Source organism: Halorientalis regularis (assembly GCF_023698535.1).
In the GTDB taxonomy this organism is placed as follows: domain Archaea; phylum Halobacteriota; class Halobacteria; order Halobacteriales; family Haloarculaceae; genus Halorientalis; species Halorientalis regularis.
The window spans coordinates 1-24,265 of record NZ_JALJCL010000024.1 but is presented as its reverse complement, the minus strand read 5'-3'; the positions used below and the strand labels follow the sequence as shown (position 1 = coordinate 24,265).

Sequence of the window (24,265 nt, the reverse complement as noted above, 5' to 3'; positions counted from 1 at the left end):
AGTGGTAGGCCATCGAGTGTTGGCGTGTCGCCATACGAGAGGACAAACGATACGAAACGTATTAATTGTTTGTACGGTACGGCACGCTCACTCACACACGTCGTCGAGATCCCACTCGGCCGCACGTTCCCGGGCTTCCTCGCGGGCCTGCTCGCGGATCGCCTCGATCTTCCCCTCGTCCTCGAGGAAGGCCTCGACGGCGCTCTGCTGTGCCGGGTCGTCGCCGTCGGACTCACCGCCCGGTGCCTCGCGAACGCGGTCGTCGGGGGCGCGGGTACGCGTCCGGGTCGCGAGGTCGTGGTCGCCCGCGAGCCGCTCGGCGGGCATCCCGGGCGGCACGCGGAGGGCGGGCGTGTCGTGGAGATCGGCGAGGACATCCGCCGGGAGCGAGACGAGTTCCAGCCGGTAGGGGCCGGGAACCGCCAGATCGGCGAGCGCAGGTGGGCCGCCCCGGTCGGTCTCGGTGTGGTAGGCCAGCACCGGCACGCCGTCGGCGAAGGTGAGGACGCCGCGCGCGTCGGCGGCCAGAAGCAGCGTCTCCTGTGGCTCCAGCACGGCGTAGCCGGTGAGTTCGCGGTCGAGGGCGGCCGCGAGCGCCGACCCGGGATCGTCGACGACCCGCGAGTGAATCAGCCGACCGCTGGGGAGTTTCATCGTGGCTCCGGGATGACGGCGCTGCGAAAGCGGTCGGCCACGTCGTCGGCCGCGCCCGAGCGCACGTCGAGATCGCGAGCGGCCCCGCGGTAGGCCTCGGCGGCCTCGGCGGCAGGCGCGTACGCGAGCAAGGGCTCACCGGCGCGGCGGGCCGCCCGGGCCGCGTCGCTGTCGGGTACGGTCGCCAGCGTCGGCCCGTCGAAGTACCGCCGGGACTTCTCGGCGACCGACTGCACGTCGTCGGGGTCGGCCACCTTGTTGAAGATCGTTCCCGCCGTCTCGGTGCCGTACGAGTGGGCGTACTCCTGAACTTTGAGGCCGTCCGAGAGCGCGGGGATGGTGGGCTGGAGGACGACCACGACCCGGTCGGCCAGGACGATGGGCAGGACGGCGGACTTCGAGCCCAGCGTCGCCGGCGAGTCGAGCAAGATCACGTCGGTGTCGACCGCAAGCGTGGCAACCACGTCACGCAGGCGCTCCGGTTCGGCCGCCTCGAAGCCCGCCAGACTCGTCCCGCAGGGGACGACGGACATCCCGAACCGGTCGTAGACGGCGTCCTCGACCGGTGCGCCGCCCTCGACTAGCACGTCGTGCAACGTCGTGCCGACCGACGAGAGCCCGGCGTGAAAGAGCAGGTTCGCCATGCCCGTGTCCGCGTCGATCACCGTCACGTCGTACTCCTCCGCCAGCGCCATCCCCAGCGCGAGCGTGCTGGTGGTCTTGCCCGTCCCCCCTTTCCCGCTCGCGACCGCGAACGCCTCGACCATTACGCGAGGATGGCCGCGGTTTCGCACTTAAATTTACGGACCATCGCCGTGACCGGGCCCAGGGAGCGCGAGCAGGTCCAGATCGACGTAGTCCCGGAGCAGCGCCGCTGCCCGATCCGCGGCCGCGTCGATGCCGCCCGGAGCGGTGCCAGCGGTCCCAGTCGCGCTCTCCCCCCCGCTCGGTCGGTCCCGATCCGCGGCCGCGAACACCGACTCGACGAACACCGTACGCGCAGTCGGGTTCTCGAACAGGCCGTGGAGGTAGGTTCCCAGCACCCGTTCGGTCGCGGCTCCGTCGGGCTCGCGCCCCTCGTCGCCGGGGAACGGGCGCTCGGCCTCGCCGATCAGCCGCGTCTTCCCCATGTGGATCTCGTAGCCCCTCACGGTCCCGGTGGCTCCCGAGAGCGGGCCGACGCCGCGTACCTCCCGCGTCACCGGCTCGACCTGCTTGTCGGCCTCGAACCGCGTCTCGACCGGAAGCAGGCCGAATCCCGCCAGCGAATCGAGGTCGTCGGTGCTCTCGACGCCCGCGTTGGTGATCCGCTCGCCGAGGAGCTGGTAGCCGCCACAGAGGCCGACCACCGGGCCGTCGAACGCCGCCAACTCCGCCCCGAAGTCGGCCTCACGGAGCGCGCGCAGGTCGTCGACCGTGTTCTTCGTCCCCGGAAGGACGACGGCGTCCACGTCGGCGAGGGCGGCGTCGAGTGGCAGGTACGCCACCCGGACGCCCGGCTCGCGCGCCAGCGGCTCCAGATCGGTCATGTTCGAGGCCCGGGGGAGCCGTGGGACCCCGACGATCACGGACTGATCGTCGGAAATTCCGTCCTCGTCGCCACGGACGGCCCGCTCGCCGACTGGCGGGAGCGACACGCTGTCTTCCTCGGGCAGGCCTGGGTCGTCGTACGGGAGGACACCGAGGATCGGCACGCCGGTCCGCTCCTCGAGCTCGGCGATACCCGGGTCGAGCAGCGAGCGGTCGCCACGGAACTTCGTGATCACCGCGCCGACCACTTGCTCCCGGAGGTCCGCGGGGATCAGCTCGATGGTGCCCACGAGGGAAGCGAACACGCCGCCGCGTTCGATGTCCGCGACGAGGAGTATGTCGGCGGAGGCGAACCGGGCCGTCTCGACGTTTGCCAGATCCCGGTCCCGGAGGTTCGGTTCGGCGATGGAGCCTGCACCTTCGGCGACGATCACGTCGTGGTCGGCCGCGAGTCGAGCGTGTGACTCGCGGGCGGCCGCGAGCGCGCCGTCCCAGTGGTCGTCGTAGTACTCGCCGGCGCTGTAGTGGGCGACGGCCTCGCCCTGCAGGATCAACTGGGACTCGCCGTCGCCGCGGGGCTTCAGGAGGACGGGGTTGTGGTCCGTCGTCGCCGGGACGCGCGCGGCCCGGGCCTGGACGTACTGGGAGACGCCGATCTCGCCGGTCGCGCCGTCGGGGTCGGCCACCGCGCGAGCGTTGTTGCTCATGTTCTGGGCCTTGAACGGAGCCACGTCGACGCCGCGGTCGGCGAGGAGTCGACAGAGTCCGGCGGCGACGGTGCTCTTGCCGACGTGGCTGGCGGTGCCGGCGACGAGGATGGTCCTGGCCTCGCTCACACCCGTCGGTAGGGGGCGAACGACTAAACCGATTCGACCGCAGGAGCGTGTGACTGTGGTGGGGAGCGCGTGTCGCGCCCGTCCGCCACGACACTGGAGGGGAAGGGGTGAATAATGTGTCTTGTGGTGGTGTTCGCCGCGCGTCAGACAGCCGTCCGTCGGTTTTTAGAACTCCGTTCCCTTCCGCGCCCCCTGACCCGCCTCGATGGGATGGCGCTCCTTCCCGACTTCGGTGACCAGGTCGGCGCGCTCCGTGACGTACTCGGGGCGGTCGTGGCCGCCGGTCAGGACGAGTTCCAGATTCTCGGGTTTGTCCTCGATCAGGCCGATCACGTCCTCGGGGTCGATCAGGCCTCGGTTTGCGGCGTACAGCACTTCGTCGAGAACGAGCATGTGGACGCCCGCCGCGGGGTCGCCGTCGAGCGCGACCGGTTCGTCGAGGTCGGCCTCACCAGCCGCCTCGATCAACTCCCGGGCCCGTGCGAGTGCGCCCTTCGCGCGGGCGTCGTGTTCGTCGTCGTCGCTGCCGTCCATGAACCCGTGCCAGCCGTAGTGGCCGGCGTTCTCGTAGGAGAGGCCCGGCATCGCGGCCATGGCGTTGTACTCGCCGCGCACGTCCTCGACAGTCCCGGTCCCACCTTTCATGAACTGGAGGACGTGGACGCGGTAGCCGTGGCCGGCGGCCCGGAACGCCATCCCGAGCGCCGCGGTGGTCTTGCCCTTGCCGTCGCCCCACCAGACCTGTACGAGGCCGAACTCCTCGGGCGCGCTCGCTTCGATCTCGCTGGGGCCGAGCGGATCGTCGGTCGCGTCTCTCGTGTCTGTCATACCCGTCCTCCGGGCGCGAGGACTGTATCACTCCCGGTCCGTCGGCTCGAACACGGTGGCTCGCTCGCCGGTCCGGACGCCGTGGTCGGCGTCGGTCACGCTGCCGGGAATCGCGCGGTCGGTGTATCGTGAGTCGAGACTCGCCCGGACGGCGTCGCGGACGCAGGCCCGCGTCGCCGCGCCGACGGGCGTCCCGCTGCCCGCGAAGTCGGCTGGTTCGCCGTCCCGGTGGCAACCCACCACCACGGCGTCGGAGGTGGTGCCGGTAAAGCCCGTCAGGGACTGGAGGGTCGCGGTCTTGGCCTCGACCGCGGTCGCGAGCAGGGTCGCGAGCGCGCCGCGGTCGAGCGCTCGGGTCGTCCCCACGAGCAGGTTGACCGTCCCGGGTTCGCGGTCGGCGGCCTCGGCTTCGGCCCCGTCATCGCTCACGTCCGGGTTCATCGGGAGCGCCGCGGGGTTCGAGAGTCCCGCCGTGGCGACGACGGTTACGGGCTCGGCGCGGGCACCGCGGGCGTGTTCGAGGCCGACGCCGGTCAGCAGGGCAGGTCCCTCACGCTCGAAGCCGGCCCGCTCGCGGCGCTCGGTAACGTAGCTATCGAGATCGGTTCGGTCGAATCCCTCGGGGACGGAGATATTGTATGCGACCGGTGCAGTTCGAAGGCCTCCGCCAGGTCCCGTGGCGAGCCAGCGGTCCGGGCCCGAGACCCGGAGGACGCCGTCGGCAACGATCGTGTTCATACACCGAGCGCGGCGAGCAGGCGGTCGTTCTCGGCGGGCATCCGCACGGCCACCCGGAAGTGCGAGTCCAGCCCGCGGAAGGTCCGGGCGTCCCGGATCGCGATGTCGTGGTCGCGGGCCGCGGCGATGGCCGCGTCGACGGTCTCGCTCGACCCGGCGTCACAGAGGAGGAAGGGGGCGTCCGACTCGAACACGTCGAAACGGTCGCCCAGTCGCGCGGCCATCCGGGGGCGTTCGCGGGCGATCCGCTGGCGCGTCTCGGCGACGAATTCGGTCTGTCGCATGCAGTAGGCACCGACGGCGGCGGCGGGTTCGGACAGCGACCAGGTGAGCCGCGCGGCCGCGAGCCGTTCGCGGAGCTGGCCCGTCGCGACCGCGAACCCGGCGCGAAGGCCGGGGAGGCCGAACATCTTGGTGAGCGAGCGGGCGACGATCACGCCCTCGGTTCCCGCGAGCGAGGGGTCCTCGGTGAAATCGAGGAACGCCTCGTCGACGAGCAAGACGGTGTCCGCCCGGCGACAGCGGTCGGCGTACTCGCGGATGCGGGCGGGATCGTAAGCCTCGCCCGTGGGATTGTTCGGGTTACAGGCTGCGACCATCGCGTGGTCGGCCGGGTCGGCGGAGAGCAGTTCGTCGTGGGGGACGAACTCGGGTTCGCCGCCCTGGAGGCGGACCTCGCGGGCGTACTCGCTGAACGACGGCGCGGGGACGAGGACCGACTCGCCGGAGTGGACCACCGTGCCCATGGCGAGTCGGATGGCCGCGAGTCCGCCCGCGGTCGGAATCACGGATTCGGGCTCACAGCCGACGTACTTGCCGGCGGGCACGCGGAACGCCGAGTAGTCGTCGGCGGGGTACTCGCGTGCGGTCGGGAGCGCGGTCTCGTAGATCCGCGGGACGGCCTCGGGATACCGCGGGTTGGTGTTGGCGCTGAAATCGAGCACCTGCCGGTCGTCCGAACTCCCGTGCGGGACCCGCGCATCGTCCGCGACCGGGTCGTCGTCGGATCCGCCCGAGAGCAGAGAGTCTACCGCGTCGGGATCCATCGCCAGTACCCAGTGTCTCCGGTCGAAATATACTTTTCATTCGTTCGGCTGAGCGAGCCGTGCAGCCAACCACCCCGCCACGGCCCCGTCGCCCCGGCGGTTGACGTTGACCGCCAGCCGCGCCGCCGACGTAACCCACACCGCCCCCTCACCGTCACCCACGACGTTCAGCCCCGTCGGCGCGAGTTCTCGACCCTGCTCGTCGAAGGTCGTGTCGACGCTCATTCCCAGTCGTCGTTTCAGGTCCGCAGGAACCGCGACGGTCAGCGAGTCCGCCGAGGACCCTCGGTAGGCCTCGCAGGCCTCGTCGACCAGCGCGGACGAGAGCAAGGGGAGGTCGGCCACGCAGGTCACGGCCGGGCGGGCGAGCGTCGAGAGCGCCGCGTCCAGGTCGGCGACGTAGCCCTCGCCGGGCGTCTCGACGACGTCGACGCCGCGCTCGCGGAGGTGGGCCGCCGTCTCTGGCGTCTGCGGCGACACTGCCGCGACGACCGACTCGACGTCGCTCCCGGCCAGCGCGTCGTGAACGCGGTCGACCATGGGCCGTCCGGCCACCCGGTACATGGGTTTCTCGACCGGTGCGTCGAGCCGGGTTCCCCGGCCGCCACACATCAGGAGAGCGTCCACGCGATCACCCCCGCGTGGAGCGCGACGACGCGCGCGAGTTCGTTGGCCGCGCCGAACACGTCGCCGTTGACCCCGCCGAGCCGCGCGTCCGCCCAGCGCCAGCACACGAGCGTCGTGAGGACCCCGGCACCGAGCGCGACGCCCGCGGCCGGCGACGGCAGGGTCAGGACCCCGGCGGGCAGCGCCAGCGTGACGGGGACGAGCAGATCTCGGCGGCCGGAGACACGAGTGAGCTGTGCGCCGAGTCCGTCGGCCGGCGCGGTCCCGAGACACGCGACCATGGCCATCCCGAGTTTCGCGCTGACCGCCGCGGCGACGACAACCGCGAGTGCGGGGAACGCCGGCAGGCCAGCGAGCGCAGCCCCGGCGGCGACCAGCGCCGCTACCAGCAGGGCGAGCGCGAGCGTCCCGCCGACACCGACCGCGCTGTCTTTCAGGACCCGTCGGCGGGCCGCGACGGGGTCCTCGCCGCCGTGGACGACGGCGGCGTCCCCAACGTCCGCCACGCCGTCGGCGTGGTTGATCCCCGTGAGCGCGACCAGTCCGAGCGGAAAGAGGACGGCCGCCGTCGCGGTCGGGAGCGGGAGGAGGACGGGGACGGCGGCGAGCGCGCCGACGAGGTAGCCGACCGGGACGAACGCCGCGGGCGTCCGCCGGAAGGCGTCCCAGGCCCGCCGGTCGGTGCCGACCGGGAACCGCGTGAGAAAACCCAGCGAGCCACGGACGGCGTCGACGATTCGGGTGGAGAGCGAGCCGCGCGGGTCGGCCGGCTCGACTGTCGCTTCCGTCCCCGCCGACGGGTCGCCGTGTGACGCGTCGGACGCGGTGTCGTCGGACGTGTCGTCACGCGTCACACTGTCGTCGGACACGTCAGCGCACCTCCGGCAGGAAGACGAGCGCGGCCGTGAGCGCGTACGCGAGGCCGCCCGCGACGGCGACGGTCCGGACGGCCGCCCGGGCGTCCGCGACCGTGGGCAGGTGCGCGTCGGCGTTGAGGACGTACACGTCCGGTTTTTCGAGCCGCACGTCGAGGGCTGCCGCGAGCGCTCCCATCGGCCAGCCCGAGTTCGGCGAGGGGACCGAGTCGACCCAGCGCGACGCGCGGCGCGTCGCGGTCGGTGCGCCCGCCGCGGCCGCGAGCAATAGCGCACTCGCGCGGGCGGGGACCCACATCACCGCGTCGTCGAGTCGCGCCGGCCCCCACCCGACGGGTTTCGAGCGATACCCCAGCATCGAGTCCATCGTGTTGACCGCCTTCACCCAGGCGGCCGCGGCCGCGCCGACCGCCGGGGAGAGCTGTGCGCCGAGGGCGAAGGCCGCGAGCGGTGCGACGAGCCCGTCGGCGAGGTTCTCGGCGGCGCTCTCGACGGCCGCGCTCCGGAGCTGGCCGGCCGACAGCGCCGACGCGTCACGACCCGCAAGCGCGCGCAGTTTCTCGCGGGCGGCCTCCAGGTCGCGTTCGGTCGCCTCGCTCACGTCTCTGACGGCAGACAGCAACCGGCGCAGGCTCGTGGTGACGAACAGCACCAGTCCCGCGACGGCCGCACCTGCGAGCGGGTCGAGCGCCGTCGCGGGCGCGACGACGGCCCAGACGAGCGCGCCTGCGGCCAGCGGGAGCGCCAGTACACCGAGGAGTCCGACCAGCCGCGGCGCGGGCCAGTCCCGGTCCAGCGGCCCGACCGCGCGGCCGAACCAGGCGACCGGATGGACGGGCGTCGGGAGTTCGGCGACCGCGGCGTCCAGGGCGAGCGCCAGCCCGACGGCGCCGGCGCTCAACACGGCCCGCTCACCCCCGTCAGTCCCACGCCCGACCCTCCATGTATTCGGGGAATTTGCGGAGAGACACGTCCTCCAGGAGAACGTGGTTCGGGCCCGCCGCGTCGGGCGTGTCGGCCGACGACTCGCGGTCGAGAACCCGCCCGTCCGTCCGCGGGTCGTCGCCGACGTGCCAGAGGTCGTCGAGGGGCACGTCCAGCGCCGTCACCGCCGCCGTGAAGGCCCGGCGGTCGGGCTTGCGCCAGCCACAGCCGATGCTCGTGACCGTAGCGTCCAGCAGGTCCCGATCCACGGTCGAGCGCGTGAGGACGCGCGAGACCAGATGGGGAACGCTGCAGTTCGAGAGGACGCCGACCGGACCGTGGGCTGCGGCTGCACGGACGGCCGCGGCCGCGCCGTCCCGGGTCTCGACCTCGGGGTCGAAGGCCGCGACGACGGCGCGTCTGATGGCCGTCCCGGGCGCGTCGACGCCGCGGCTGGCGAGGGCGGCGCTGACGTGGGCCGGGAGCGGGACCGACGCGCCGTCGGGCGCGTCGATGTGACGCTCCCGGTAGGCGCTCGCCCAGTCGTCGGGCACGGCGACGCCCCTGTCTGACAGCGCCGTCGCGACCGCTGCCGCCGGGTCCGGGGATCGGTCGACGTCGACCAGCGTCCCGAAGAGATCGAACGAAACTGCCACGCGCGAATCCACCCGCGGCACTCACAAAAACGGCGCGGTCATCCGGCGACGACCACTGACGAAGTGACGACCGACCGGCACGAACGTCGCCGAGAACCCTCTCGGGTTCGGTATCTGTAGCCGGGGCCGCAAACTGCCGGGATACCCGCGCCGTCCCCCGGTTGAACGGTCGGGTGCATTCAAGAATGCGAGGTCCGTCATCCCGTGATATGACTGAGGCCCGAGGTCGATATTTCCCCACCCCCGCGACGACAGTGCGGTCTGGCACACACCCCTCGTGGGACGCGAGGTGATCCGGATGGGTACGCTACTGCGGTTGAAGAAGTACCTGTCCCGCGAGCAGTCGGAGGGCTCCCAGTACGAGTGTCTCACCTGTCACGCGACGTTCGAGCGACAACCGCAGGTCTGTCCGAACTGTGGCGGCTACGATATCCGGTCGACGGAGTGGCTGGACAGCGGTGGCCGGCCACCCGAGGAGCGCGCGTAGTTCGGACCTGTTCCCGGAGTTCGATCTCGCCGTCGCTGTGGACGACGACGAGGAGCTCCTCGGAATTGAAAGAGAGCGAGCCGTGGACTCCCGACTGCTCGGTCGTCGGTCCGAGCACGTGACCGAGTGCGTCCGGATCGGCGTACTCGTCGAGCGGATCGAGCGCCGTGGGTTCGGCGTCGCTGACCGTAGCGACGGCTTCGAGGATGGGGATGCTCGGGTTCTGCGTCGTCGGGTCGTGGGAGATCCGATACGTTCCGGTCTCCGCATCGGACGTGGCCTCTCTGTCGTCAGGGGCTGTCATAGCGAATCTAGCTGGTTCTGGAGCGCCACGCGACGACAGAATTCTCTCGTTTTCAGGTTAGCAACCGGCCTATTTAACATGTCGTTCTTCGATCAGACACCGCCACCGCCCGACGGCACGGATGGCGAAAATTGCTACTCGGAGAAAAGTTATCATGTCAGAAGAACTGCAGCGAACATACGGATGGGAACGGAGAACACGGGTGGGTCACTCCCAAGTTCGATGCGGCACAGGCGAATCCTAGACGTCGCGCGGCAGAATCCCGACGCGTCGGTCGACGATCTCGCGTCGATGGTCCCGAGCGCGACACCGGATCTGGTCGAACACGTCTTCGAGGAATACGGTGATCCCGCCGCCGAGGCGGCCCCGTCGGACGCGTCGACCGACGAGGAGACCGACACGGCCGACGGCGGCAGTGACGAGACGGACGACGGGGCGACCGAGACGATAGACGACTCGACGACGGGCGAGTCGACCACTGACACGGTGTCCGACGGCTACCCCGAGCCGAGCGATCTCTCGGAGAAACAGGGAGAGGTGCTCGCGGTCGTCGCGGCCGAACCGACGGCGACACAGGAAGAGACCGGCGAGCGCGTGGGCGTGTCGCGCGCGACCGTGAACAAGCGCGTGAACGGGATCGAGGGCTTCGAGTGGAGCGAACGCGAGTCGTTCGTCGACGCCGTCTTCGACGACCCGCCAGCGCCCAGCGTGACGACGGACGGCGGCTCCGCGACCGAGACACCCGCGACGGACACGCGTGAGACGGCACCGCCCGAAGCAGGGGCCGACGAGCAGACTCCCGTGAGGGCCGACATCGAAGACACCCTCGACGCCCTCCAGAAACGGTCGCGGCCCTCGAAGCAGCCCGCGACGACGGCGAAGCGTCAGCGTTCGACGATCCGGACCTCGTCCACAAGGTCGTTCACGCCTGTATGGACGCCGAGACGATTTCGGAAGACGAGGAACTCCGGATTCTGCAGGCGCTCCTGGAGTGAGCACCGCGAGAAGTATCCGCTCGCCCCGATTTGAACTCACTCGCTCCCGTTCGCTGCTCAAATCGCGTCGGTTGTCCCTCCGGCACCCGACGGGTTCGTTCCGCTCACCGGTCGAGTACACGAGAAGTATCCGCCCGCCCCGATTTGACACTGTGAGACGTGCTCACTTCGCTGCGCGCGACTCACGAGCTCGAATCGTATCGGGTGCGGATACTCGCGGCGCTGGGGAGTGAGCGCCGCGAGAAGTATCCGCCCTCCCCGATTTGAACGGGGGGCAAGTCGATCTACAGTCGACTGCTCTACCAGTCTGAGCTAAGGGCGGACGCACTCCAACGTAGGTCCACTGTCGGACTTAACGGTTATCATTCGAGAATCGCACGAGTGCAGGGGGTTCGTCTTCGCGGCGGCTGACGACCGTCTGACAGTCGGGAAGATTAAAATAGTTCGCCTGGCTTGGTGTATGACAGGTCGAATGAGCAAGATAACGTTCCGCGCGGACGACGAACTCATCGAGCAGCTCGAGGAGTTCGACGCGTCGAAAAGCGAGGTCATGCGCGAGGCGCTCCGGACGTACCTCGACGGGGCGACCGAAAGCGCTCCCGAGGCGACGGCGTCGAGCGCGTCGGCGACGCCGACGGAAGACAGCCTCGACGACCTCGTGGCGGAACGTGTGGACGCGATCATCGCCGACCGGCTGGAGACGACGTTTACGCCGCGCCAGCCACAGGATATCAACGTAAACATCGCTCTCGACGGCGATTCCACCGAGTCCGACGACGTGAGCGTCGACGAGCGTAAGACGCCCGCCGAGGAGAGCGAGGACGTGTCAGACGCGGCCGCGGACGAACGTAGTACGTGCCAGCAATGCGGCGAAGACCTGGGTTCTGACCACGTTTACTGCCCGAACTGCGGTGAGAAGGCGGCCCGGCGCGTGTTCTGTGAGTGTGGCGACGAACTGCGCTCGGACTGGGCGTTCTGCCCCGGCTGTGGCCGCCGGACTCCGGCAGCGGACGTGTTGGACCAACCGTAACCCGCCGTAAACAGTGTTCAGGATGGCGTTTACCCCGTTAGCACGCACTTGTCTTACGGTGGGGGAAACCTTTATAACCCAACAGTCTGATGTAAACCCTGCGTAAGACGGTGCGTCTTACACACCGGGCGCGACGCACAACAATCGGCTGCAGTGGTGCGGTTTCCGGTGTGTAAAACATGGGGCGCGGTGACATGCCCCCATCGTCTTACCCTAACAGGGGAACCAAAAATGGAGCGTGTGACACTACGGATTCCGAAACAGCAGATCGAAGAGGTCGAACGAATGGTCGATTCCGGGGAGTACCCGAACCGGAGCGAGGCCATACGGTCGGCCGTCCGCGACATGCTAAACGAACAGGAGGACTCCCGGGACTCCTCTGACAAACGCAAGCGATCCTGGGCCAAGGTGTAGACGATGCAGGACCTCGTAAAGTCGGCACTCGAAAACGACGAGAAAGAGAAGGAAAAACAGGACAACGCTGGCGCGGAAGGCTTCGGTGACCCGCGGATCGTCATCGTCGGCGCGGGCGGTGCCGGGAACAACACGGTCAACCGGCTGTACAACATCGGTGTCGACGGCGCTGAAACCATCGCCATCAACACCGACCGCCAACACCTCGAGATGATCGAGGCCGACACGAAGATCCTGGTCGGCAAGTCCCTCACCAACGGGCTCGGCGCGGGCGGCGACCCCAGCATGGGCGAGCGCGCGACCGAGATGGCACAGGGCACGATCAAGGAGGTCATCGGTGAAGCGGACCTCGTCTTCGTGACCGCAGGCATGGGTGGCGGCACCGGCACCGGTGCGGCCCCCGTTATCTCGAAGATCGCCAAGGAGCAGGGCGCGATCGTCGTCGGCATGGTCTCGACGCCGTTCAACGTTGAGCGCGCCCGCACGGTGAAAGCCGAAGAGGGCCTGGAGCGTCTCCGCAACGAGGCCGACTCGATCATCGTGCTGGACAACAACCGCCTGCTCGACTACGTCCCGAACCTGCCCATCGGCAAGGCGTTCTCGGTGATGGACCAGATCATCGCCGAGACGGTCAAGGGTATCTCCGAGACGATCACCCAGCCATCGCTGATCAACCTGGACTACGCCGACATGTCCGCCATCATGAACAAGGGTGGCGTGGCGGTCATGCTGGTCGGCGAGACCCAGGACAAGAACAAGACCGAGGAGGTCGTCAAGGACGCGATGAACCACCCGCTACTGGACGTGGACTACCGCGGTGCCTCCGGCGGGCTGGTCCACATCACCGGCGGCCCCGACCTCACGCTGAAGGAGGCCGAGGGCATCGCCCAGAACATCACCGACCGCCTGGAAGCCGACGCCAACGTCATCTGGGGCGCGCGCATTCAGGAGGAGTACAAGGGCAAGGTGCGGGTCATGGCCATCATGACCGGCGTCCAGAGCGCCCAGATCCTCGGTCCGACGGCCCAGAAGCAGGCCGACAAGTCCAAGCAGGCCATGGACGCCGACGAGGCCGAGTTCGAGGGCACGTTCGACGCGAGCGAGAACGTCGAGAACGGCATGGGCAACGCCGGCGGTGCCCAGAGTGACGGCTGGGCCGACGGCGGCCAGGACGAGACCAGCGAGACGAAGAACGGGCTCGACGTCATCCGGACGAACTGAGCTACCGGCCCACTCGCGAAGCGACCCACTAACTTTCCGCTTTTCTCACGAAAACGTACGTTTACGTCCAGTCAGCCACCGATTTCCCGTGTGACGTACGTCTGACGCGCGGCGGACGAGTCCGCCGTCTGCACGAGCGAGACGAATCAATCCGCCGCCTGCACGAGCGATGCGAGGACAGGCTCGATTGGCGGACAGCGTCCGTCAATCGGCTGCGTGCACCGCCTCGACCAGCGAGCACTTCCGGCAGACCGCGCGGGTCGTCGTCGCACCGCATCGCTCGCACTCGCCGTACTCGGGACCGCCACCGTCGCGATAGGCGCGGGCGGCCATCGCGGCCAGGTCCTCGTAGCCGGCCATGATCGAGTGTCGGACGCCGGGGTGGTTCTCCTCCATGTCGAACAGGAGCTGCTGGATCTCCCCGCGGTAGGCCTCGCTGGCGTGGGGACACTCGGTGATGTGGGCGGGGAGGTCTTGCAGCTGGGCGTAGAGGGCGATCTCCTTCTCGGGCACGTCCCGGAGAGGCTTGGCCCGGGGGACGAACGGGCCGTCGGTGCTGACGCGGACGGGCGTGCCGTCGCGGTCGCCGCCGCCGTCGGCCGCGCCCGGGAACGCGCCCAGGCTGGCGTCGAAGTGTTTGGCCATCTGCTCCACGTCGCCCTCGAAGAAGTTCATCAGGGCGGTCTGGGCCTCGTCGTCGAGGTTGTGGCCGGTCAGGAGCTTGTCGGCGTCGTACTCGGCGGCGTACTTCGAGAGGAGGTCGCGGCGAAAGACGCCGCAGTAGGCACAGGGGGCCATGTCCATCGGGTCCTCGACGGCCACGTCGTCCATCCGGAGGTCGAACTCCTCCTCGTAGGTGACGAGTTCGTGGCGCACGTCGAGGTCCTCGGTCAGGTCGCGACAGGCGGCCAGCGACTCGTCGCGGTAGCCCTCGATTCCCTCGTGGATCGTCAGCGCGACCAGTTCGACCCGCGGGTCCTCGGCGAAGGTGTCGTGGAGGATCTGCGTGAGGACGACGCTGTCCTTGCCACCGGAGAGGCCGATCAGCCAGGTCTCGGGGTCGTCGGGGCTGGCGTCGTCGGGCAGGAGGTTGTCCTCGCGGACGCGCCGACGGGTCCGGCTCTCGACGGACCGACAGAAGTGGTCGGCGCACATGTGCAGGCCCGAATAGGCGGCGTGCATCACCGCCTCGTCGTCGCACTTGTCACAGTCCATTGGCGAACCCTTGCTGATCTTCGGGGTTGACCGTTTCGGAAACGTACTTCAGGAGGTGGGCGGTCGGACGGATATGCTCATGCTCATCAACCGCCTCGGCGACGACTACGTGGTCTGGGACAAGGCCGCCGAGATCCAGTTCGAGAAGCCCGACGAGTCGGACCTCTCCGCCACGTTCGAGGTGTCCGACGCGGAGAAACGGGCCTGACTACTCGAGCGCGTCGACGCCCGAATCGAGCGCGGCGAGGACAGTGTCGATGTGGTCCTCGCGGCTGGTCGAGCCGAACAGTTCGTGGCCGCCCTCGTAGCTGATCCGGTTTGGCTCGGGAGTCCGGGCCTCGATGGCGTCGGCGCTGACGACGGGATCCTCGGGTGTGTAGAAGACGGCGGTGTCGTCGTCGAAGGGCGGCAATCGTTCCTGTCCCCAGCGGGCTTCTCGGAGGAAGGTCGGAGCCGCCTTGTCGGGTGTGGCCTCGATCTGGCGGTCCGTGGTGTGGGTGCCCAGCGATTCCTTGTCGATGCCGGCCGGGAGGATCGGCCTGGCGAGCGGGAGTTTCATCGCCAGGGTCACGATGGGATTGTCGAGGTCGTCGTGGAATCCCCACCAGGGACTCAGGTGGACTTTGTGGACGGGTTCGGGGTCGTCGAGGAACTCGCCGATGAGGCCGCCCGTCGAGTGGGTGAGCAGGCGGTACGTCTCGAACTCGGCGACGTACTCGGCGACGGGGTCGAGCCACTCGTCCTCGAAGTCGGTGACGACCGTCGGGATCTGGAACCCGTGGACCCGATAGCCCGCGTCGGTGAGCTGGTCGAGCAGCCACTGGACGGTCTCGAACTCGAACTCGTTGCCCCAGCCGAGGATCACGACGAGATCCGGGCCGTCCTCGGGGCCGAACAGTTCGCGGCGCATACCAGCGCGTCGGCGGCCTGTGGTAAGTATCCCCGTGCCGACACGGCCGTCGAGCCACGGAACCGTTTTCCCCGTCGCGTCGGTAGTGGAACTGATGACCGACTTCGAGCGCCGGGCGGCCGTCGACCGCGTGGCCGATCTGGTCGAGACCGTCGCCACCGAGCCGATGCCCGTGCCCGTCCGGGAGGTGTGGGTCTACGGCGACGTGGCGCTCGGCCTCGACCCCGTCGAACGACTGGACGTCTACGTCACCAAGGACATGCTCTTCGGGCGCGACTCCGACCGGGCCGAGGAGTTCCGCGAGTCTCACGGGATCGAGGGCGTCGGCGAGACCGTCGACGCCGACTGGGCCGACGAGTACCCGGAGTACCTGCGCGCCAACGCGAACGGCCACGCCGCGCCCGAGCAGTGTCTCGCCGCCCACCTCGTCGACGACGACGAACCGATCCACCTGGAGGTGTGCAACGCCTCCTTCGAGGACAACGTCAGACAGCGACTAGAGGGTGCGATGGCCCGGGAGAACTACGAACAGATCCTCGATCCGCGGGGCGTCTGCCTGTGGGTTGAGGGCCAGCGCAGCGACGAAGCCGTCCGGAAACTCCGGGAGAGCGAATTCGCGTTCCCGCCGCTCTCGGGCGCGCTGGAGATGCTGGGACTCGACGCTGACAAGGCCGAAACGGCCGCCGATGCAGTGAAACAGTACCGCGCCGAGGCGGAGGGGGCGACCGTCAGAGGGGACGTGGTTTGATCGTCGGTCGACGCGCCGAAACCGCCCAGGCGACAACCCGAGAACCGCAGCACCGCACAGCCACCGGCACCGTATTACGCCCGCAGAAACATACGCTATCTGGTATAATACGTACCAGATTCCTTATCTAAAAGCGTCAGCCGACCGGCAGACAAATATACGTTTTCTGGTAGTTACTCGGGGGCGGAGCCGGCGGTGACGAAGAAGGGGACGACCTCGCGGCGGTGGTACTCGTCGGCTTGCATCTGGGCGATCACGTCTCGGCCCATCGCGCGCCAGGCTTCCCGGAGGTCGTCGACCTCCTCGGGCGTGGCGTCGCCGGCGAGCATCGTCTCGCGGTCGGTGGCCAGCCCCTCGCCGCTGGCCTTCCGCCGGGCCGCCTCGACGGCGTGCTCGGAATAGGGTGGGTCGATCCGTCGCTCGTGATCGTACCGGGCCGTGGTCACGTCGGTCAGCCCGGCCGCCTCGAAGACACCGGCCGCGTCCGCGCCGAGCGTGGCGTCGGTCGAAATACCCTGAAGATACAGTTCACGCGCGCGTTGCGCGAGGTGGGCTTCCGGGTCGGCCGAGGAGGTCACCGACACCGCGGCGTTGTTCGGCTCGATCGCCGCGACCAGGTCCGTCGAGACGCGCGCGAACTCCGCGACCGCCGCGGCCGGATCCGGCAGGTTCACGAGCAGCGCCTGACAGACCACCAGATCGAAGCTGTCGTCGGCCACCGGCAGTGAGAGCGCGTCGCCCTGCAGTCGTGGCGGGTCGACGCTCGCGAGCAAGCCCCGGTCGGCGTCGAGGCCCACCACCTCGGCGGGGCTCTCCTCGCGAAGCACTCGCGTGAGTTCGCCCGTCCCACAGCCCACGTCGAGGACCCGCTCGCGGGCCGAGAGGTCGAGGTCGGCGAGTGCCTCCCGGGAGTCGGCCCACATCCCCGCCCGCGTCGTCTCCAGATACTCGGCGCTGAACTCGCGCACACGAGCAGTTGGCTCGACCGCACCAAAAACCGACTGATTCTGCGAGAAGGGCTCGCCGAGTGTTGATACCTTCGTGTGAATTTATTTGCCGTCCCGCAGTTCGTGGACGCGGTCGATGTTCCAGGCGAAGCCCCGGCCGTCTTCGGTCGGCGTTTCCAGCACCAGCGGCACGTCCCGGATGGCCTCGTGGTTGACGAACGCACGCATACCGTCGTCGCCGATCAGGCCCTCGCCGACGTGGGCATGTTCGTCTTTGTTCGTGCCACAGTCGTGTTTCGAGTCGTTGAGGTGGACACAGGCCAGGTCATCCAGGCCGACCACGTCGTCGAACTCCGCGAGCGTGTCGTCGACTCCCGCCGGCGTCGAGAGATCGTACCCCGCCGCGAAGGCGTGGGCGGTGTCGAGACAGAACTCGACTGTCTGCTCGGTGCGCTCCCGGACGGTCGCCAGGTGCTCGAACTGGCCGCCGAGTTTCGTCCCGCTGCCCGCGTCGCTCTCGATCAACACTGTGACCCCGTCGGGCACGTCGAGTTCGTCCAGCGCGCTCGCGGCGTTGGAGAGTCCCTGGTCGACACCGGCCCCGGTGTGGGCGCCGAGGTGGACGTTGACGTAGTCGATGTCGAGTTCGGCCGCGGCGTCGACCTCCTGTTGCATCGAGTCGACCGACTTCGCCCGGAGGTCGTCTTTGGGCGTACAGAGGTTGACAAGGTACGAGGAGTGGATCACCCACGGCCCCACGTCTTCGGTCTCGGAGCGATCCCGGAACTGCGCCGCGTTGTCGGCGTCGATGTTCGGATCCTGCCAGACCTGTGGCGAGTGCGAGAAGATCTGCCCGCAGTTGCCGCCGTAGTCGAGTTGCTCCTCGACGGCGTTGTCGACGCCGCCGGCGATAGAGGTGTGTGCACCGACTCTGAGCATATCACCACTGGGTGTGTCGGTGTCAAAGCGGCTTCGATGCGTGACGGATCATAAAAATCGAAACGGACGGTGAGAATAACAGTCTCCAGCACGGAGCACGACAGGGATGCGTAGAACGGTGACGAGCCTCTCCCGGCGGCAGTACCTGACTGCCGTCACTGCGGGAGGGCTGTTACCGACACTCGGCTCGACGTCGAGACGTTCGCCGAGTGGTAAGACATCACCGAGGGGTGAATCCAAGTCGTCAGACGCACAGATGCAATCCACACTGCCACGCCTCCACGTCGATGGTCGATGGCTGAAAGACCCGGCGGGCAACAGCGTCGATCTCCACGGGCTGAACACGGTCGATCCCTGGTGGGGGACACAGTATCAACAGATGGGGGATGCGACGTTTCTGGAAACGCTCGATCGTCTCACCGATCCGGACGAGGGATGGTACACCGACGTGGTTCGAGTGCCTTTCCAGCACTCGATCGATTCGATCGGGCTCGAACGGACTATCGAGGAGTACGTGCGACCGGTCGTTGAGTTTCTCGAAGCTCGTGACTGTTACGCAATCATCGACTTCCACCGCGTCGAGCCCTGGAACACCGACGAGATCGACCGGGAGGTACGACGGTTCTGGGACGCGGTCGCACCGGCGTTCGCCGACGACGAGCACGTCCTCTTCGAGCTGTTCAACGAACCGACCGAGCCGTTCGGCGACGGTCGGCGCGACTGGGCGGCGTGGCGAGAGACAGCCCAACCGTGGGTCGACCTCGTCCGCTCACACGCACCCGAAACGCCGCTCCTCGTCGGGTCGCCGCGCTGGTCGACGTACACGAAATACGCCGCCGAGGATCCCTTCGAGGGCGAGAACATCGTATACGCGACCCACCTATATCCGACACACTTCGAGAACCACGATCTCGACGCGCTCGCCGCGGTCGCGGACGAGCAGCCACTGTTCGTGACGGAGTGGGGCTACGTCGACGACGAGGACAAGCCGGACCACATGGTCGGGAGCACGTCGGGATACGGCGAGCCACTTCGGCGGTACTTCGAGGGAATAGCGAATCTCAGCTGGACGGCGTGGTGTGCCGACTCGCTCTGGAGCCCGACCATGTTCGACACCGACGGGACCCTGCGGAGCGGCGACCGGTATATGGGCGCGTTCACGAAACGGTTCCTGGCCGACGTGGCCGACCGGGCGTAGCCGCGTCAGGTCGCCTCGTCGCGCTGGAGCCGCCAGGTGAACAGCCCCTCGAACGCGTAGTTGACGAGCATCGCGGCACCGATCGCGACGACGCTGGCGACGAGAAACCACACGTCGATCCCGGCCGCGACGACCGTGATATCGAGTCGACGTGTCAGGAGCCAGTAGGCGGCGAGCTGGAGCGACACCCCACCCGAACGAACGAGGTGTGATCTGCCGAGGCGGTGTGCGAGCGGGCCGAAACCGGGGGCACCCCGGCCGGCGAACGTCCACCGTTCGTTGACGGCGAACATCACGAGGATTGCCACCTCGACGCCGACCACCTTCGCCAGCAGGTCCGGAAGGTCGAGAACGAGCGCGCCGATGGCGAGACGAACACGTCCGCTGCCAGCATCTGGCCGAGGACATCGTCGTAGTCGTCGAGAAAGCCGAGAAAGTCGATCCGCTCCGAGCAGTCCAGCGACTGGGCGTGGGTCCGAAGTGCGTCAGACTCCGGCCCGTCTCCGACGATTCCGAGCGTCGCGTCGTGGTCCGGTCCGACCGCGTCGAACGCATCGAGCAGCACGTCAACGTTCTTGTGCTCGATCAACCGACCGGCGAACAGCACGTCGTACCCGTCGTCCGGAACTGGGGCGGATCGGATCCGATCGACGTCGATCCCGTTGGGGACGATCTCGATCTCCTCGCGGGGTGGGCCGATTTCCGCGAGCCGGGACGCGGTCACGTCGGAGATCGCGATGGGGTGCTGTGGCGTGCGAGCAGTCGCGAACTCGACGCCTCGGCCGAACGGAGCCAGGCGCCCGAGGTACTCGGACCAGTACGACCGCCAGACTTCGTGCCAGGTCGTCACCAGCGGTACCCCGTTCCCCAGGGTCGCGAGTTTCGACGAGAGCACGGGAAAGTACGGGAACACCGACGCGACGACGAGGTCGTGTTCGCGATCGGAGAGCGCCGGCTGCAGTTCCGGGAGCAGGCGGACGGAGAAATCGATGGCTTCGGTGATCGAACGGCGCTCACCTTCGTAGAGGTCCGCGCTCGGCGCGACCGCCCGGAGTGTCATGTCCTCGTACGCCATCGTCGCCGGTCCGTCCCAGAAGTGGCGGCCGTACACCGTTATCTCGTGGCCATCGGCAGCCAGTCGACGTCCGACCTCGTAGATCCGCTTTTCTGCCCCACCCTTGACGAAGGGGTAGACGACGTTCGAGACGAACGCGACGTTCACACGAGAGATTGTCGTGTCGACAGTAATGGCTATTTCGACACTGCTATCGGAGTGATTCGCTCGTTCAGTCGACGTTCCACGACACCGGAAATCCGTACGGCCGACGCGATCAGTCGGGCGCGACGCCGCCGTAACCGTACTCGCCGTACCCCTGGACGCCGTACTCGTCCGTACTCAATTCCGTCGTGGTCGTGACCGTCGTCGTTCCGTCGGTCGTCGTGGTCGCCGTATCCGTTGTCGTCGTGGTCGCCGTATCCGTTGTCGTCGTGGTCGCCGTATCCGTTGTCGTCGTGGTCGCCGTATCCGTTGTCGTCGTGGTCGCCGTATCCGTTGTCGTCGTGGTCGACCCATCTCCCGAATTGCCACCGCCTCCGGAGCTACCACCGCCACCGCCTCCACCGCCACCGCCTCCACCGCCACCGCCACCGCCTCCACCGCCACCGCCTCCACCGCCACCGACAAACCCACCGCCGCTTTCCGTTTCGGTCTCGGTGGATTCGGTCGTCGTCGCGGGGGTTTCGGTCGTGGGAGACGTTTCCGTCGGTTCAGTCGTGGTGGTCTGTGAGGTCGTCGTGGTGCGACGCGTCGTGGTCGTCGTCTCCTCGTCGGTCGTCGCCGCCCCCGCCGTCGCCGTCGGGGTCGGGGTCGGACCGGTTGGCGCACTCCGTGATGTTCGCGTCTGCCTGACGGTCGTCTGGGTCGTCTCCACGGGGGTTCCGCCGTAGCCGTACTGAACGTTCTCGTCGGAGTCGTCACCACTGAGGAGGAACCCACTAGCTCCAAGACCAGCCACAGCCGTCAGTGCCCCGGCCTTGAGTACCGTTCGCCGATCGACCGTGGTCTCGGAGGCGGCTGCCGACTCGTCACTCTCCGTCTCGGACCCATCCACGTTTGCGGACTGCTCGTCTTCTCCCGACGGGTGCTCACCGCTCATGCGTTGGTACCCCCCGTAGTAACACCACAATGCAGTCCCGTCTGCCTCGCTATCTGGTTATAGACCGACAATTCTAATATCATTATTCTAAATTGTAGAAGGGAGACTGAAAAGCATACGGAGCAAATTATCATTCGATAATATTGGACCGGTAGCTCGTGACAATTATAGAGTGGTTCACGAGGCGGTGAAAGTCGCGACTCGCCGCTGTGGTCGCTTCCGGTTCAGGACAGCCTATTCGTACGACCGGTACTACACGTGCTGAAACCGTACCAAGGGTATTACCGGCGTCGCTCGTAGCACCGTGAATGACAGATTCGGCGGGGCTCGCCGTCGGCGAGCGCGTTCCGGATTTTTCGGGCCAGCTGGTCGACCCCGACGGGACCGATCGGACGACGACACTATCGGAACTACTCGAGGACAAGCCGGTCCTGTTCAATTTTTACACGGCCGATTTCAGTCCGGACTGTATCGACGAGTGGTGTGATTTCCGGGACTTCGACTGGTTCGCCACGGGCGATCAGGTGCAGGTCGTCGGCGTCAGCAAGTCCGGGGCCGCCCTCCACAAACGGTTCATCGACTATCTCGACCTCGGGTTCCCGCTCTTTGCCGACCCGGATCTGGACATCGCCGAGGCCTTCGGCGTCCGCTACCGGGCGTTCAAGCTCAGCAGTCGCGCGCGCCGGTCGACGTTTCTCGTCGACCGGGACCAGCAGGTCCGCTACAAGTGGCTCTCGAACCACTGGCTCGACCCGACCCGTGACACCGCGCCAGTCCGGGAGATTCACGAGGCCATCGTCGAAGAACTGGGGAACGAACCCGCGAGTTTTGGGATGAGCTAGGTCGGGTCCTCGCGGTCGCGCGTCCACAACTCCGTGGCATACTTCTTTTCGGCGCGGTCACGGGCTCGCGTGAGTTCGTCGTCGGTCCAGGCTCCCCCGTCGGCGTCGGCCCACGTCGCGAGCGCGTCCGTCAGCGAATCGACGGCCTCCGCCCGGGAGCGGTCGGTGTAGTCCTCGATGGCCCCCACCCGCTCGTCGAACGCGTCGACGGTCACGTCGTGGCCCGAAAAGACCGCGAGGTGCCGATCAGCTCGGCCGGCGTAGGTCAGCGACCCGTGCTGGATGACGCTGTCTTTGCGACGGTACTGGGCGTTGCCGCTGAGTTTGCGCCCGTCGGTCGCCGATACAACGTCGTGGGCCGGGTGCAGTTCCCGGAGATAACAGGCCGGCTGGTAGACGGCGGGTCGTTTCTCGTCGGCGAACGCCGCCGGCACGCCCATGTCCGCGAAGGCGTCCATGATCGGTTCACAGAGGAGTTCGTAACTGTCCATCAGATCACCGGGGAGTTCGTCGGCCGGGGCGATGATCGAGTAGGAGATGTCGCCGTGGGTGTCGTGGTAGATGCCGCCGCCGCCGGTCGGTCGGCGGGTGACGGTGATCCCCTCGCGATCGCAGTAGTCCCAGTCCACAGTAGCAGCGTCCTGGTTGTACCCCAGCGAGAGGGTACTGGGCTCCCACTGGTAGACTCGAAGCGTGCGCGGGCCGCCCCGAGCGGCGGTCTCGGCCGCGATCTCGTCGAGAGCCATGTTCATCGGCCCGTCCCAGGGCTCCTCGCGGATCAGCCGCCACTCCCGGTCGGCGAGGTCGGTCATAGCCGCCCTTGGCCCCGGGGCAGGAAAGCGGTTGTGTCGGCCACCGCTCGGGATTCGATATAGCGGTATCCGATTTACTGTCGCCAGCGGCCGGACGCGTCGGGCTTTTACGGACCGGCCCGCTACGGGCGGCTGATGGTCGAAAACGTCGCGCCGCTCATGCGGGAGCTCGAACCCGAGGATTTCCACCTGCTCTCGGGGATCGAGCAGGGGATGCGGTTCTCGGAGTGGGTAGCCCGGGGCAAGTTGCCCGAGTTCTCGCGGCTCTCGCCGGAGAACGTCGATTACCGGCTCGACCGGTGTGAGGACCGCGGGCTGGTCGAGCGAAAGACGATCCAGTACCAGGGGTTCAAGCTCACCTTCGAGGGCTACGACGCGCTGGCCTTGCACACCCTCATCGAACGCGGCAGCGTCGAGGAGTTCGGCGCGCCCCTGGGCGTGGGCAAGGAGAGCGACGTGTACGAGGTCCGCTCCTACAAGCCCCTGGCCCTGAAGTACCACCGCGAGGGGTACACCAACTTCCGGGAAGTGATGAAAGAACGCGATTACACTTCGGATCGCGACCACGTCTCCTGGCTGTACACCGCGCGCAAGGCCGCCGAACGGGAGTACGACGCCCTCGAAACCCTCTACCCCGACGTGAGTGTCCCCCGCCCGGTCGATCAGAACCGCCACGCCATCCTGATGGAGAAGATCGACGCGACCGAACTCTCCCGGACGCGACTCGAACCCGAACAGGTCGTGCCGATTCTGGATCTGATCCTCGTGGAGCTGGCGACAGCTTACGAGGGCGGGTACGTCCACGCCGACATGAGCGAGTACAACGTCTTCGTCGGGGCCGACGGCGTGACCGTCTTCGACTGGCCCCAGGCCGTCCCGACCGACCACGAGAACAGCCGCGAACTGCTCGCGCGCGACGTGGAGAACATCGTCGGCTACTTCCGCCGGAAGTACCCGAAACACGTCGACGACGTGACCACCGACGCCGTCGCGGCCGCCGTCGCCGACGGCACCTTCGAGACCGTCGACGATCACCGCGAGTGATCGCCGGCACCGGCCCCTCTTTCCCCATATTCCGACTGTAACAGCCCCGTATCGACAGACCCCTCTCGTGAGAGTGGACGCACCGAAACCCAGAAATAAATCATATGTCGCTATATCAAATCGTGGGCCTGAAGTTGCAGAGTTCCAGCAGTTCGATTTCTAGGCACTGTCTAGTTGAGTGAGTTTGAGAAGCGAGGAGGCTGTAGCGAGAAGTGCCTATGCAACTCGCAGACCTCCTCAGCGAGACGTTGGAAGAGGACAGTCAAGACGTTTGGGAGAACGAGCGCAC

The 24,265-nt window shown here is 67.6% G+C and carries 27 protein-coding genes, 1 tRNA gene and 2 pseudogenes; 10 read left to right on the top strand and 20 right to left on the bottom strand.

The features are described from left to right. Positions 1 to 87 precede the first annotated feature (87 nt). The 11 genes from MU521_RS20420 to MU521_RS20370 all read right to left on the bottom strand — a co-directional run bounded on the left by MU521_RS20420 (position 88) and on the right by MU521_RS20370 (position 9,505). Positions 88 to 654: a DUF8054 family protein gene (locus MU521_RS20420; protein ID WP_092695563.1), complete on the bottom strand. Its 567-nt coding sequence runs from the start codon at positions 652 to 654 to the stop codon at positions 88 to 90. Beyond that, the gene (locus tag MU521_RS20415) at positions 651 to 1,421 is read right to left on the bottom strand and encodes a nucleotide-binding protein (protein WP_092695565.1); all 771 of its coding nucleotides are present in this window, start codon (positions 1,419 to 1,421) and stop codon (positions 651 to 653) included. The genes MU521_RS20420 and MU521_RS20415 overlap by 4 nt, the downstream gene beginning before the upstream one ends. Positions 1,422 to 1,454: 33 nt before the next feature. After that, positions 1,455 to 3,020, bottom strand: a complete 1,566-nt coding sequence (locus MU521_RS20410) for a cobyric acid synthase (RefSeq protein ID WP_092695567.1) — start codon at positions 3,018 to 3,020, stop codon at positions 1,455 to 1,457. A gap of 165 nt (positions 3,021 to 3,185) precedes the next feature. Next, entirely contained in the window at positions 3,186 to 3,848 is a 663-nt protein-coding gene (locus MU521_RS20405) for a cob(I)yrinic acid a,c-diamide adenosyltransferase (RefSeq protein ID WP_092695569.1), read from the bottom strand. A gap of 27 nt (positions 3,849 to 3,875) precedes the next feature. After that, entirely contained in the window at positions 3,876 to 4,586 is a 711-nt protein-coding gene (locus MU521_RS20400; RefSeq protein ID WP_092695570.1) for an adenosylcobinamide amidohydrolase, read from the bottom strand. Continuing rightward, complete coding sequence (locus MU521_RS20395) at positions 4,583 to 5,632, bottom strand: threonine-phosphate decarboxylase (RefSeq protein WP_092695572.1); 1,050 nt, start codon at positions 5,630 to 5,632, stop codon at positions 4,583 to 4,585. The genes MU521_RS20400 and MU521_RS20395 overlap by 4 nt, the downstream gene beginning before the upstream one ends. A 36-nt stretch (positions 5,633 to 5,668) precedes the next feature. Beyond that, positions 5,669 to 6,244: an NTP transferase domain-containing protein gene (locus MU521_RS20390; RefSeq protein WP_092695604.1), complete on the bottom strand. Its 576-nt coding sequence runs from the start codon at positions 6,242 to 6,244 to the stop codon at positions 5,669 to 5,671. Then, on the bottom strand, positions 6,244 to 6,996 hold the full coding sequence (cobS, locus tag MU521_RS20385) for an adenosylcobinamide-GDP ribazoletransferase (RefSeq protein ID WP_092695602.1): 753 nt from the start codon (positions 6,994 to 6,996) through the stop codon (positions 6,244 to 6,246). Before cobS ends, MU521_RS20390 begins: the two co-directional genes overlap by 1 nt. Before the next feature lie 133 nt (positions 6,997 to 7,129). Then, positions 7,130 to 8,038 carry an adenosylcobinamide-phosphate synthase CbiB gene (gene cbiB / locus MU521_RS20380; RefSeq protein WP_092695574.1) on the bottom strand — a complete coding sequence of 303 codons (909 nt, stop codon included), beginning with the start codon at positions 8,036 to 8,038 and terminating at the stop codon, positions 7,130 to 7,132. A gap of 16 nt (positions 8,039 to 8,054) precedes the next feature. Beyond that, positions 8,055 to 8,714 carry an HAD family hydrolase gene (locus MU521_RS20375; RefSeq protein WP_092695576.1) on the bottom strand — a complete coding sequence of 220 codons (660 nt, stop codon included), beginning with the start codon at positions 8,712 to 8,714 and terminating at the stop codon, positions 8,055 to 8,057. A gap of 368 nt (positions 8,715 to 9,082) precedes the next feature. Then, complete coding sequence (locus tag MU521_RS20370) at positions 9,083 to 9,505, bottom strand: HalOD1 output domain-containing protein (RefSeq protein ID WP_092695578.1); 423 nt, start codon at positions 9,503 to 9,505, stop codon at positions 9,083 to 9,085. A gap of 222 nt (positions 9,506 to 9,727) precedes the next feature. Between MU521_RS20370 and MU521_RS20365 the strand changes: the two genes are divergently transcribed. Then, positions 9,728 to 10,534: a winged helix-turn-helix domain-containing protein gene (locus tag MU521_RS20365; RefSeq protein ID WP_175452960.1), complete on the top strand. Its 807-nt coding sequence runs from the start codon at positions 9,728 to 9,730 to the stop codon at positions 10,532 to 10,534. A 214-nt stretch (positions 10,535 to 10,748) separates the two neighbouring features. Here MU521_RS20365 and MU521_RS20360 read toward each other — a convergent pair. Next, a tRNA-Tyr gene (locus MU521_RS20360) sits at positions 10,749 to 10,822 on the bottom strand. Positions 10,823 to 10,972: 150 nt separating this feature from the next. Here MU521_RS20360 and MU521_RS20355 point away from each other — a divergent pair. The 3 genes from MU521_RS20355 to ftsZ all read left to right on the top strand — a co-directional run bounded on the left by MU521_RS20355 (position 10,973) and on the right by ftsZ (position 13,165). After that, on the top strand, positions 10,973 to 11,530 hold the full coding sequence (locus MU521_RS20355) for a double zinc ribbon domain-containing protein (protein WP_092695583.1): 558 nt from the start codon (positions 10,973 to 10,975) through the stop codon (positions 11,528 to 11,530). A 231-nt stretch (positions 11,531 to 11,761) separates the two neighbouring features. Then, positions 11,762 to 11,944: a transcriptional regulator CdrS gene (gene cdrS, locus MU521_RS20350; RefSeq protein WP_092662597.1), complete on the top strand. Its 183-nt coding sequence runs from the start codon at positions 11,762 to 11,764 to the stop codon at positions 11,942 to 11,944. 3 nt (positions 11,945 to 11,947) lie between these two features. Continuing rightward, positions 11,948 to 13,165, top strand: a complete 1,218-nt coding sequence (gene ftsZ / locus MU521_RS20345; protein WP_092695585.1) for a cell division protein FtsZ — start codon at positions 11,948 to 11,950, stop codon at positions 13,163 to 13,165. Between the two features lie 204 nt (positions 13,166 to 13,369). Here ftsZ and ncsA read toward each other — a convergent pair whose 3' ends face one another. Further along, the gene (ncsA, locus tag MU521_RS20340; protein WP_092695587.1) at positions 13,370 to 14,380 is read right to left on the bottom strand and encodes a tRNA 2-thiolation protein NcsA; all 1,011 of its coding nucleotides are present in this window, start codon (positions 14,378 to 14,380) and stop codon (positions 13,370 to 13,372) included. 73 nt (positions 14,381 to 14,453) lie between these two features. On the opposite strand from ncsA, the gene MU521_RS20335 reads away from it, so the two are divergent. Further along, the gene (locus MU521_RS20335) at positions 14,454 to 14,588 is read left to right on the top strand and encodes a hotdog family protein (protein WP_175452961.1); all 135 of its coding nucleotides are present in this window, start codon (positions 14,454 to 14,456) and stop codon (positions 14,586 to 14,588) included. Here MU521_RS20335 and MU521_RS20330 read toward each other — a convergent pair whose 3' ends face one another. Continuing rightward, positions 14,589 to 15,290, bottom strand: a complete 702-nt coding sequence (locus tag MU521_RS20330; RefSeq protein WP_092695589.1) for an alpha/beta fold hydrolase domain-containing protein — start codon at positions 15,288 to 15,290, stop codon at positions 14,589 to 14,591. A gap of 94 nt (positions 15,291 to 15,384) precedes the next feature. On the opposite strand from MU521_RS20330, the gene MU521_RS20325 reads away from it, so the two are divergent. After that, on the top strand, positions 15,385 to 16,038 hold the full coding sequence (locus MU521_RS20325) for a DUF7095 family protein (protein WP_092695591.1): 654 nt from the start codon (positions 15,385 to 15,387) through the stop codon (positions 16,036 to 16,038). A gap of 173 nt (positions 16,039 to 16,211) precedes the next feature. Here MU521_RS20325 and MU521_RS20320 read toward each other — a convergent pair whose 3' ends face one another. Together MU521_RS20320 and MU521_RS20315 are read right to left on the bottom strand one after the other, a co-directional pair. Next, positions 16,212 to 17,006: a class I SAM-dependent methyltransferase gene (locus MU521_RS20320; RefSeq protein WP_092695593.1), complete on the bottom strand. Its 795-nt coding sequence runs from the start codon at positions 17,004 to 17,006 to the stop codon at positions 16,212 to 16,214. Between the two features lie 81 nt (positions 17,007 to 17,087). Continuing rightward, positions 17,088 to 17,924, bottom strand: coding sequence for a deoxyribonuclease IV (locus MU521_RS20315; RefSeq protein WP_092695595.1), 837 nt, complete (start codon positions 17,922 to 17,924; stop codon positions 17,088 to 17,090). A gap of 256 nt (positions 17,925 to 18,180) precedes the next feature. Here MU521_RS20315 and MU521_RS20310 point away from each other — a divergent pair, with 256 nt between their 5' ends. After that, positions 18,181 to 19,122, top strand: coding sequence for a glycoside hydrolase family 5 protein (locus MU521_RS20310; RefSeq protein ID WP_175452962.1), 942 nt, complete (start codon positions 18,181 to 18,183; stop codon positions 19,120 to 19,122). A 5-nt stretch (positions 19,123 to 19,127) separates the two neighbouring features. Here the strand turns inward: MU521_RS20310 and MU521_RS20305 are convergent, their stop codons facing one another. The 3 genes and pseudogenes from MU521_RS20305 to MU521_RS20295 all read right to left on the bottom strand — a co-directional run bounded on the left by MU521_RS20305 (position 19,128) and on the right by MU521_RS20295 (position 21,278). Next, positions 19,128 to 19,430, bottom strand: a complete 303-nt coding sequence (locus MU521_RS20305; protein ID WP_342670353.1) for a GtrA family protein — start codon at positions 19,428 to 19,430, stop codon at positions 19,128 to 19,130. A gap of 47 nt (positions 19,431 to 19,477) precedes the next feature. Then, positions 19,478 to 20,344 (bottom strand): annotated as a pseudogene (locus tag MU521_RS20300) (glycosyltransferase family 4 protein); the annotation flags it as partial. A 109-nt stretch (positions 20,345 to 20,453) separates the two neighbouring features. Then, positions 20,454 to 21,278 (bottom strand): hypothetical protein, encoded by an 825-nt coding sequence (locus MU521_RS20295; protein ID WP_250864827.1) that lies wholly within the window; start codon positions 21,276 to 21,278, stop codon positions 20,454 to 20,456. A gap of 308 nt (positions 21,279 to 21,586) precedes the next feature. On the opposite strand from MU521_RS20295, the gene MU521_RS20290 reads away from it, so the two are divergent. Continuing rightward, entirely contained in the window at positions 21,587 to 22,120 is a 534-nt protein-coding gene (locus tag MU521_RS20290) for a peroxiredoxin family protein (protein ID WP_092695812.1), read from the top strand. Here MU521_RS20290 and MU521_RS20285 read toward each other — a convergent pair. Continuing rightward, on the bottom strand, positions 22,117 to 22,932 hold the full coding sequence (locus MU521_RS20285; RefSeq protein WP_092695811.1) for a lipoate--protein ligase family protein: 816 nt from the start codon (positions 22,930 to 22,932) through the stop codon (positions 22,117 to 22,119). The genes MU521_RS20290 and MU521_RS20285 overlap by 4 nt on opposite strands. Before the next feature lie 135 nt (positions 22,933 to 23,067). Here MU521_RS20285 and MU521_RS20280 point away from each other — a divergent pair, with 135 nt between their 5' ends. Beyond that, positions 23,068 to 23,976, top strand: a complete 909-nt coding sequence (locus tag MU521_RS20280) for a serine/threonine-protein kinase RIO2 (protein ID WP_092695810.1) — start codon at positions 23,068 to 23,070, stop codon at positions 23,974 to 23,976. A 218-nt stretch (positions 23,977 to 24,194) separates the two neighbouring features. Continuing rightward, a pseudogene (locus MU521_RS20275) lies at positions 24,195 to 24,265 on the top strand (IS6 family transposase); the annotation flags it as partial.

Excerpts from the sequence above, each read along its gene's own strand:
- MU521_RS20335 (WP_175452961.1), top strand. The coding sequence starts at position 14,454 with ATGCTCATGCTCATCAACCGCCTCGGCGACGACTACGTGGTCTGGGAC.
- MU521_RS20395 (WP_092695572.1), bottom strand. The coding sequence starts at position 5,632 with ATGGATCCCGACGCGGTAGACTCTCTGCTCTCGGGCGGATCCGACGAC.
- MU521_RS20400 (WP_092695570.1), bottom strand. The coding sequence starts at position 4,586 with ATGAACACGATCGTTGCCGACGGCGTCCTCCGGGTCTCGGGCCCGGAC.
- MU521_RS20330 (WP_092695589.1), bottom strand. The coding sequence starts at position 15,290 with ATGCGCCGCGAACTGTTCGGCCCCGAGGACGGCCCGGATCTCGTCGTG.
- MU521_RS20280 (WP_092695810.1), top strand. The coding sequence starts at position 23,068 with ATGGTCGAAAACGTCGCGCCGCTCATGCGGGAGCTCGAACCCGAGGAT.
- MU521_RS20285 (WP_092695811.1), bottom strand. The coding sequence starts at position 22,932 with ATGACCGACCTCGCCGACCGGGAGTGGCGGCTGATCCGCGAGGAGCCC.
- MU521_RS20370 (WP_092695578.1), bottom strand. The coding sequence starts at position 9,505 with ATGACAGCCCCTGACGACAGAGAGGCCACGTCCGATGCGGAGACCGGA.
- MU521_RS20405 (WP_092695569.1), bottom strand. The coding sequence starts at position 3,848 with ATGACAGACACGAGAGACGCGACCGACGATCCGCTCGGCCCCAGCGAG.
- MU521_RS20310 (WP_175452962.1), top strand. The coding sequence starts at position 18,181 with ATGCAATCCACACTGCCACGCCTCCACGTCGATGGTCGATGGCTGAAA.
- MU521_RS20355 (WP_092695583.1), top strand. The coding sequence starts at position 10,973 with ATGAGCAAGATAACGTTCCGCGCGGACGACGAACTCATCGAGCAGCTC.
- MU521_RS20390 (WP_092695604.1), bottom strand. The coding sequence starts at position 6,244 with ATGTGTGGCGGCCGGGGAACCCGGCTCGACGCACCGGTCGAGAAACCC.
- ftsZ (WP_092695585.1), top strand. The coding sequence starts at position 11,948 with ATGCAGGACCTCGTAAAGTCGGCACTCGAAAACGACGAGAAAGAGAAG.
- MU521_RS20365 (WP_175452960.1), top strand. The coding sequence starts at position 9,728 with ATGCGGCACAGGCGAATCCTAGACGTCGCGCGGCAGAATCCCGACGCG.
- cdrS (WP_092662597.1), top strand. The coding sequence starts at position 11,762 with ATGGAGCGTGTGACACTACGGATTCCGAAACAGCAGATCGAAGAGGTC.
- ncsA (WP_092695587.1), bottom strand. The coding sequence starts at position 14,380 with ATGGACTGTGACAAGTGCGACGACGAGGCGGTGATGCACGCCGCCTAT.
- MU521_RS20415 (WP_092695565.1), bottom strand. The coding sequence starts at position 1,421 with ATGGTCGAGGCGTTCGCGGTCGCGAGCGGGAAAGGGGGGACGGGCAAG.
- MU521_RS20295 (WP_250864827.1), bottom strand. The coding sequence starts at position 21,278 with ATGAGCGGTGAGCACCCGTCGGGAGAAGACGAGCAGTCCGCAAACGTG.
- MU521_RS20420 (WP_092695563.1), bottom strand. The coding sequence starts at position 654 with ATGAAACTCCCCAGCGGTCGGCTGATTCACTCGCGGGTCGTCGACGAT.
- MU521_RS20325 (WP_092695591.1), top strand. The coding sequence starts at position 15,385 with ATGACCGACTTCGAGCGCCGGGCGGCCGTCGACCGCGTGGCCGATCTG.
- MU521_RS20315 (WP_092695595.1), bottom strand. The coding sequence starts at position 17,924 with ATGCTCAGAGTCGGTGCACACACCTCTATCGCCGGCGGCGTCGACAAC.
- MU521_RS20290 (WP_092695812.1), top strand. The coding sequence starts at position 21,587 with ATGACAGATTCGGCGGGGCTCGCCGTCGGCGAGCGCGTTCCGGATTTT.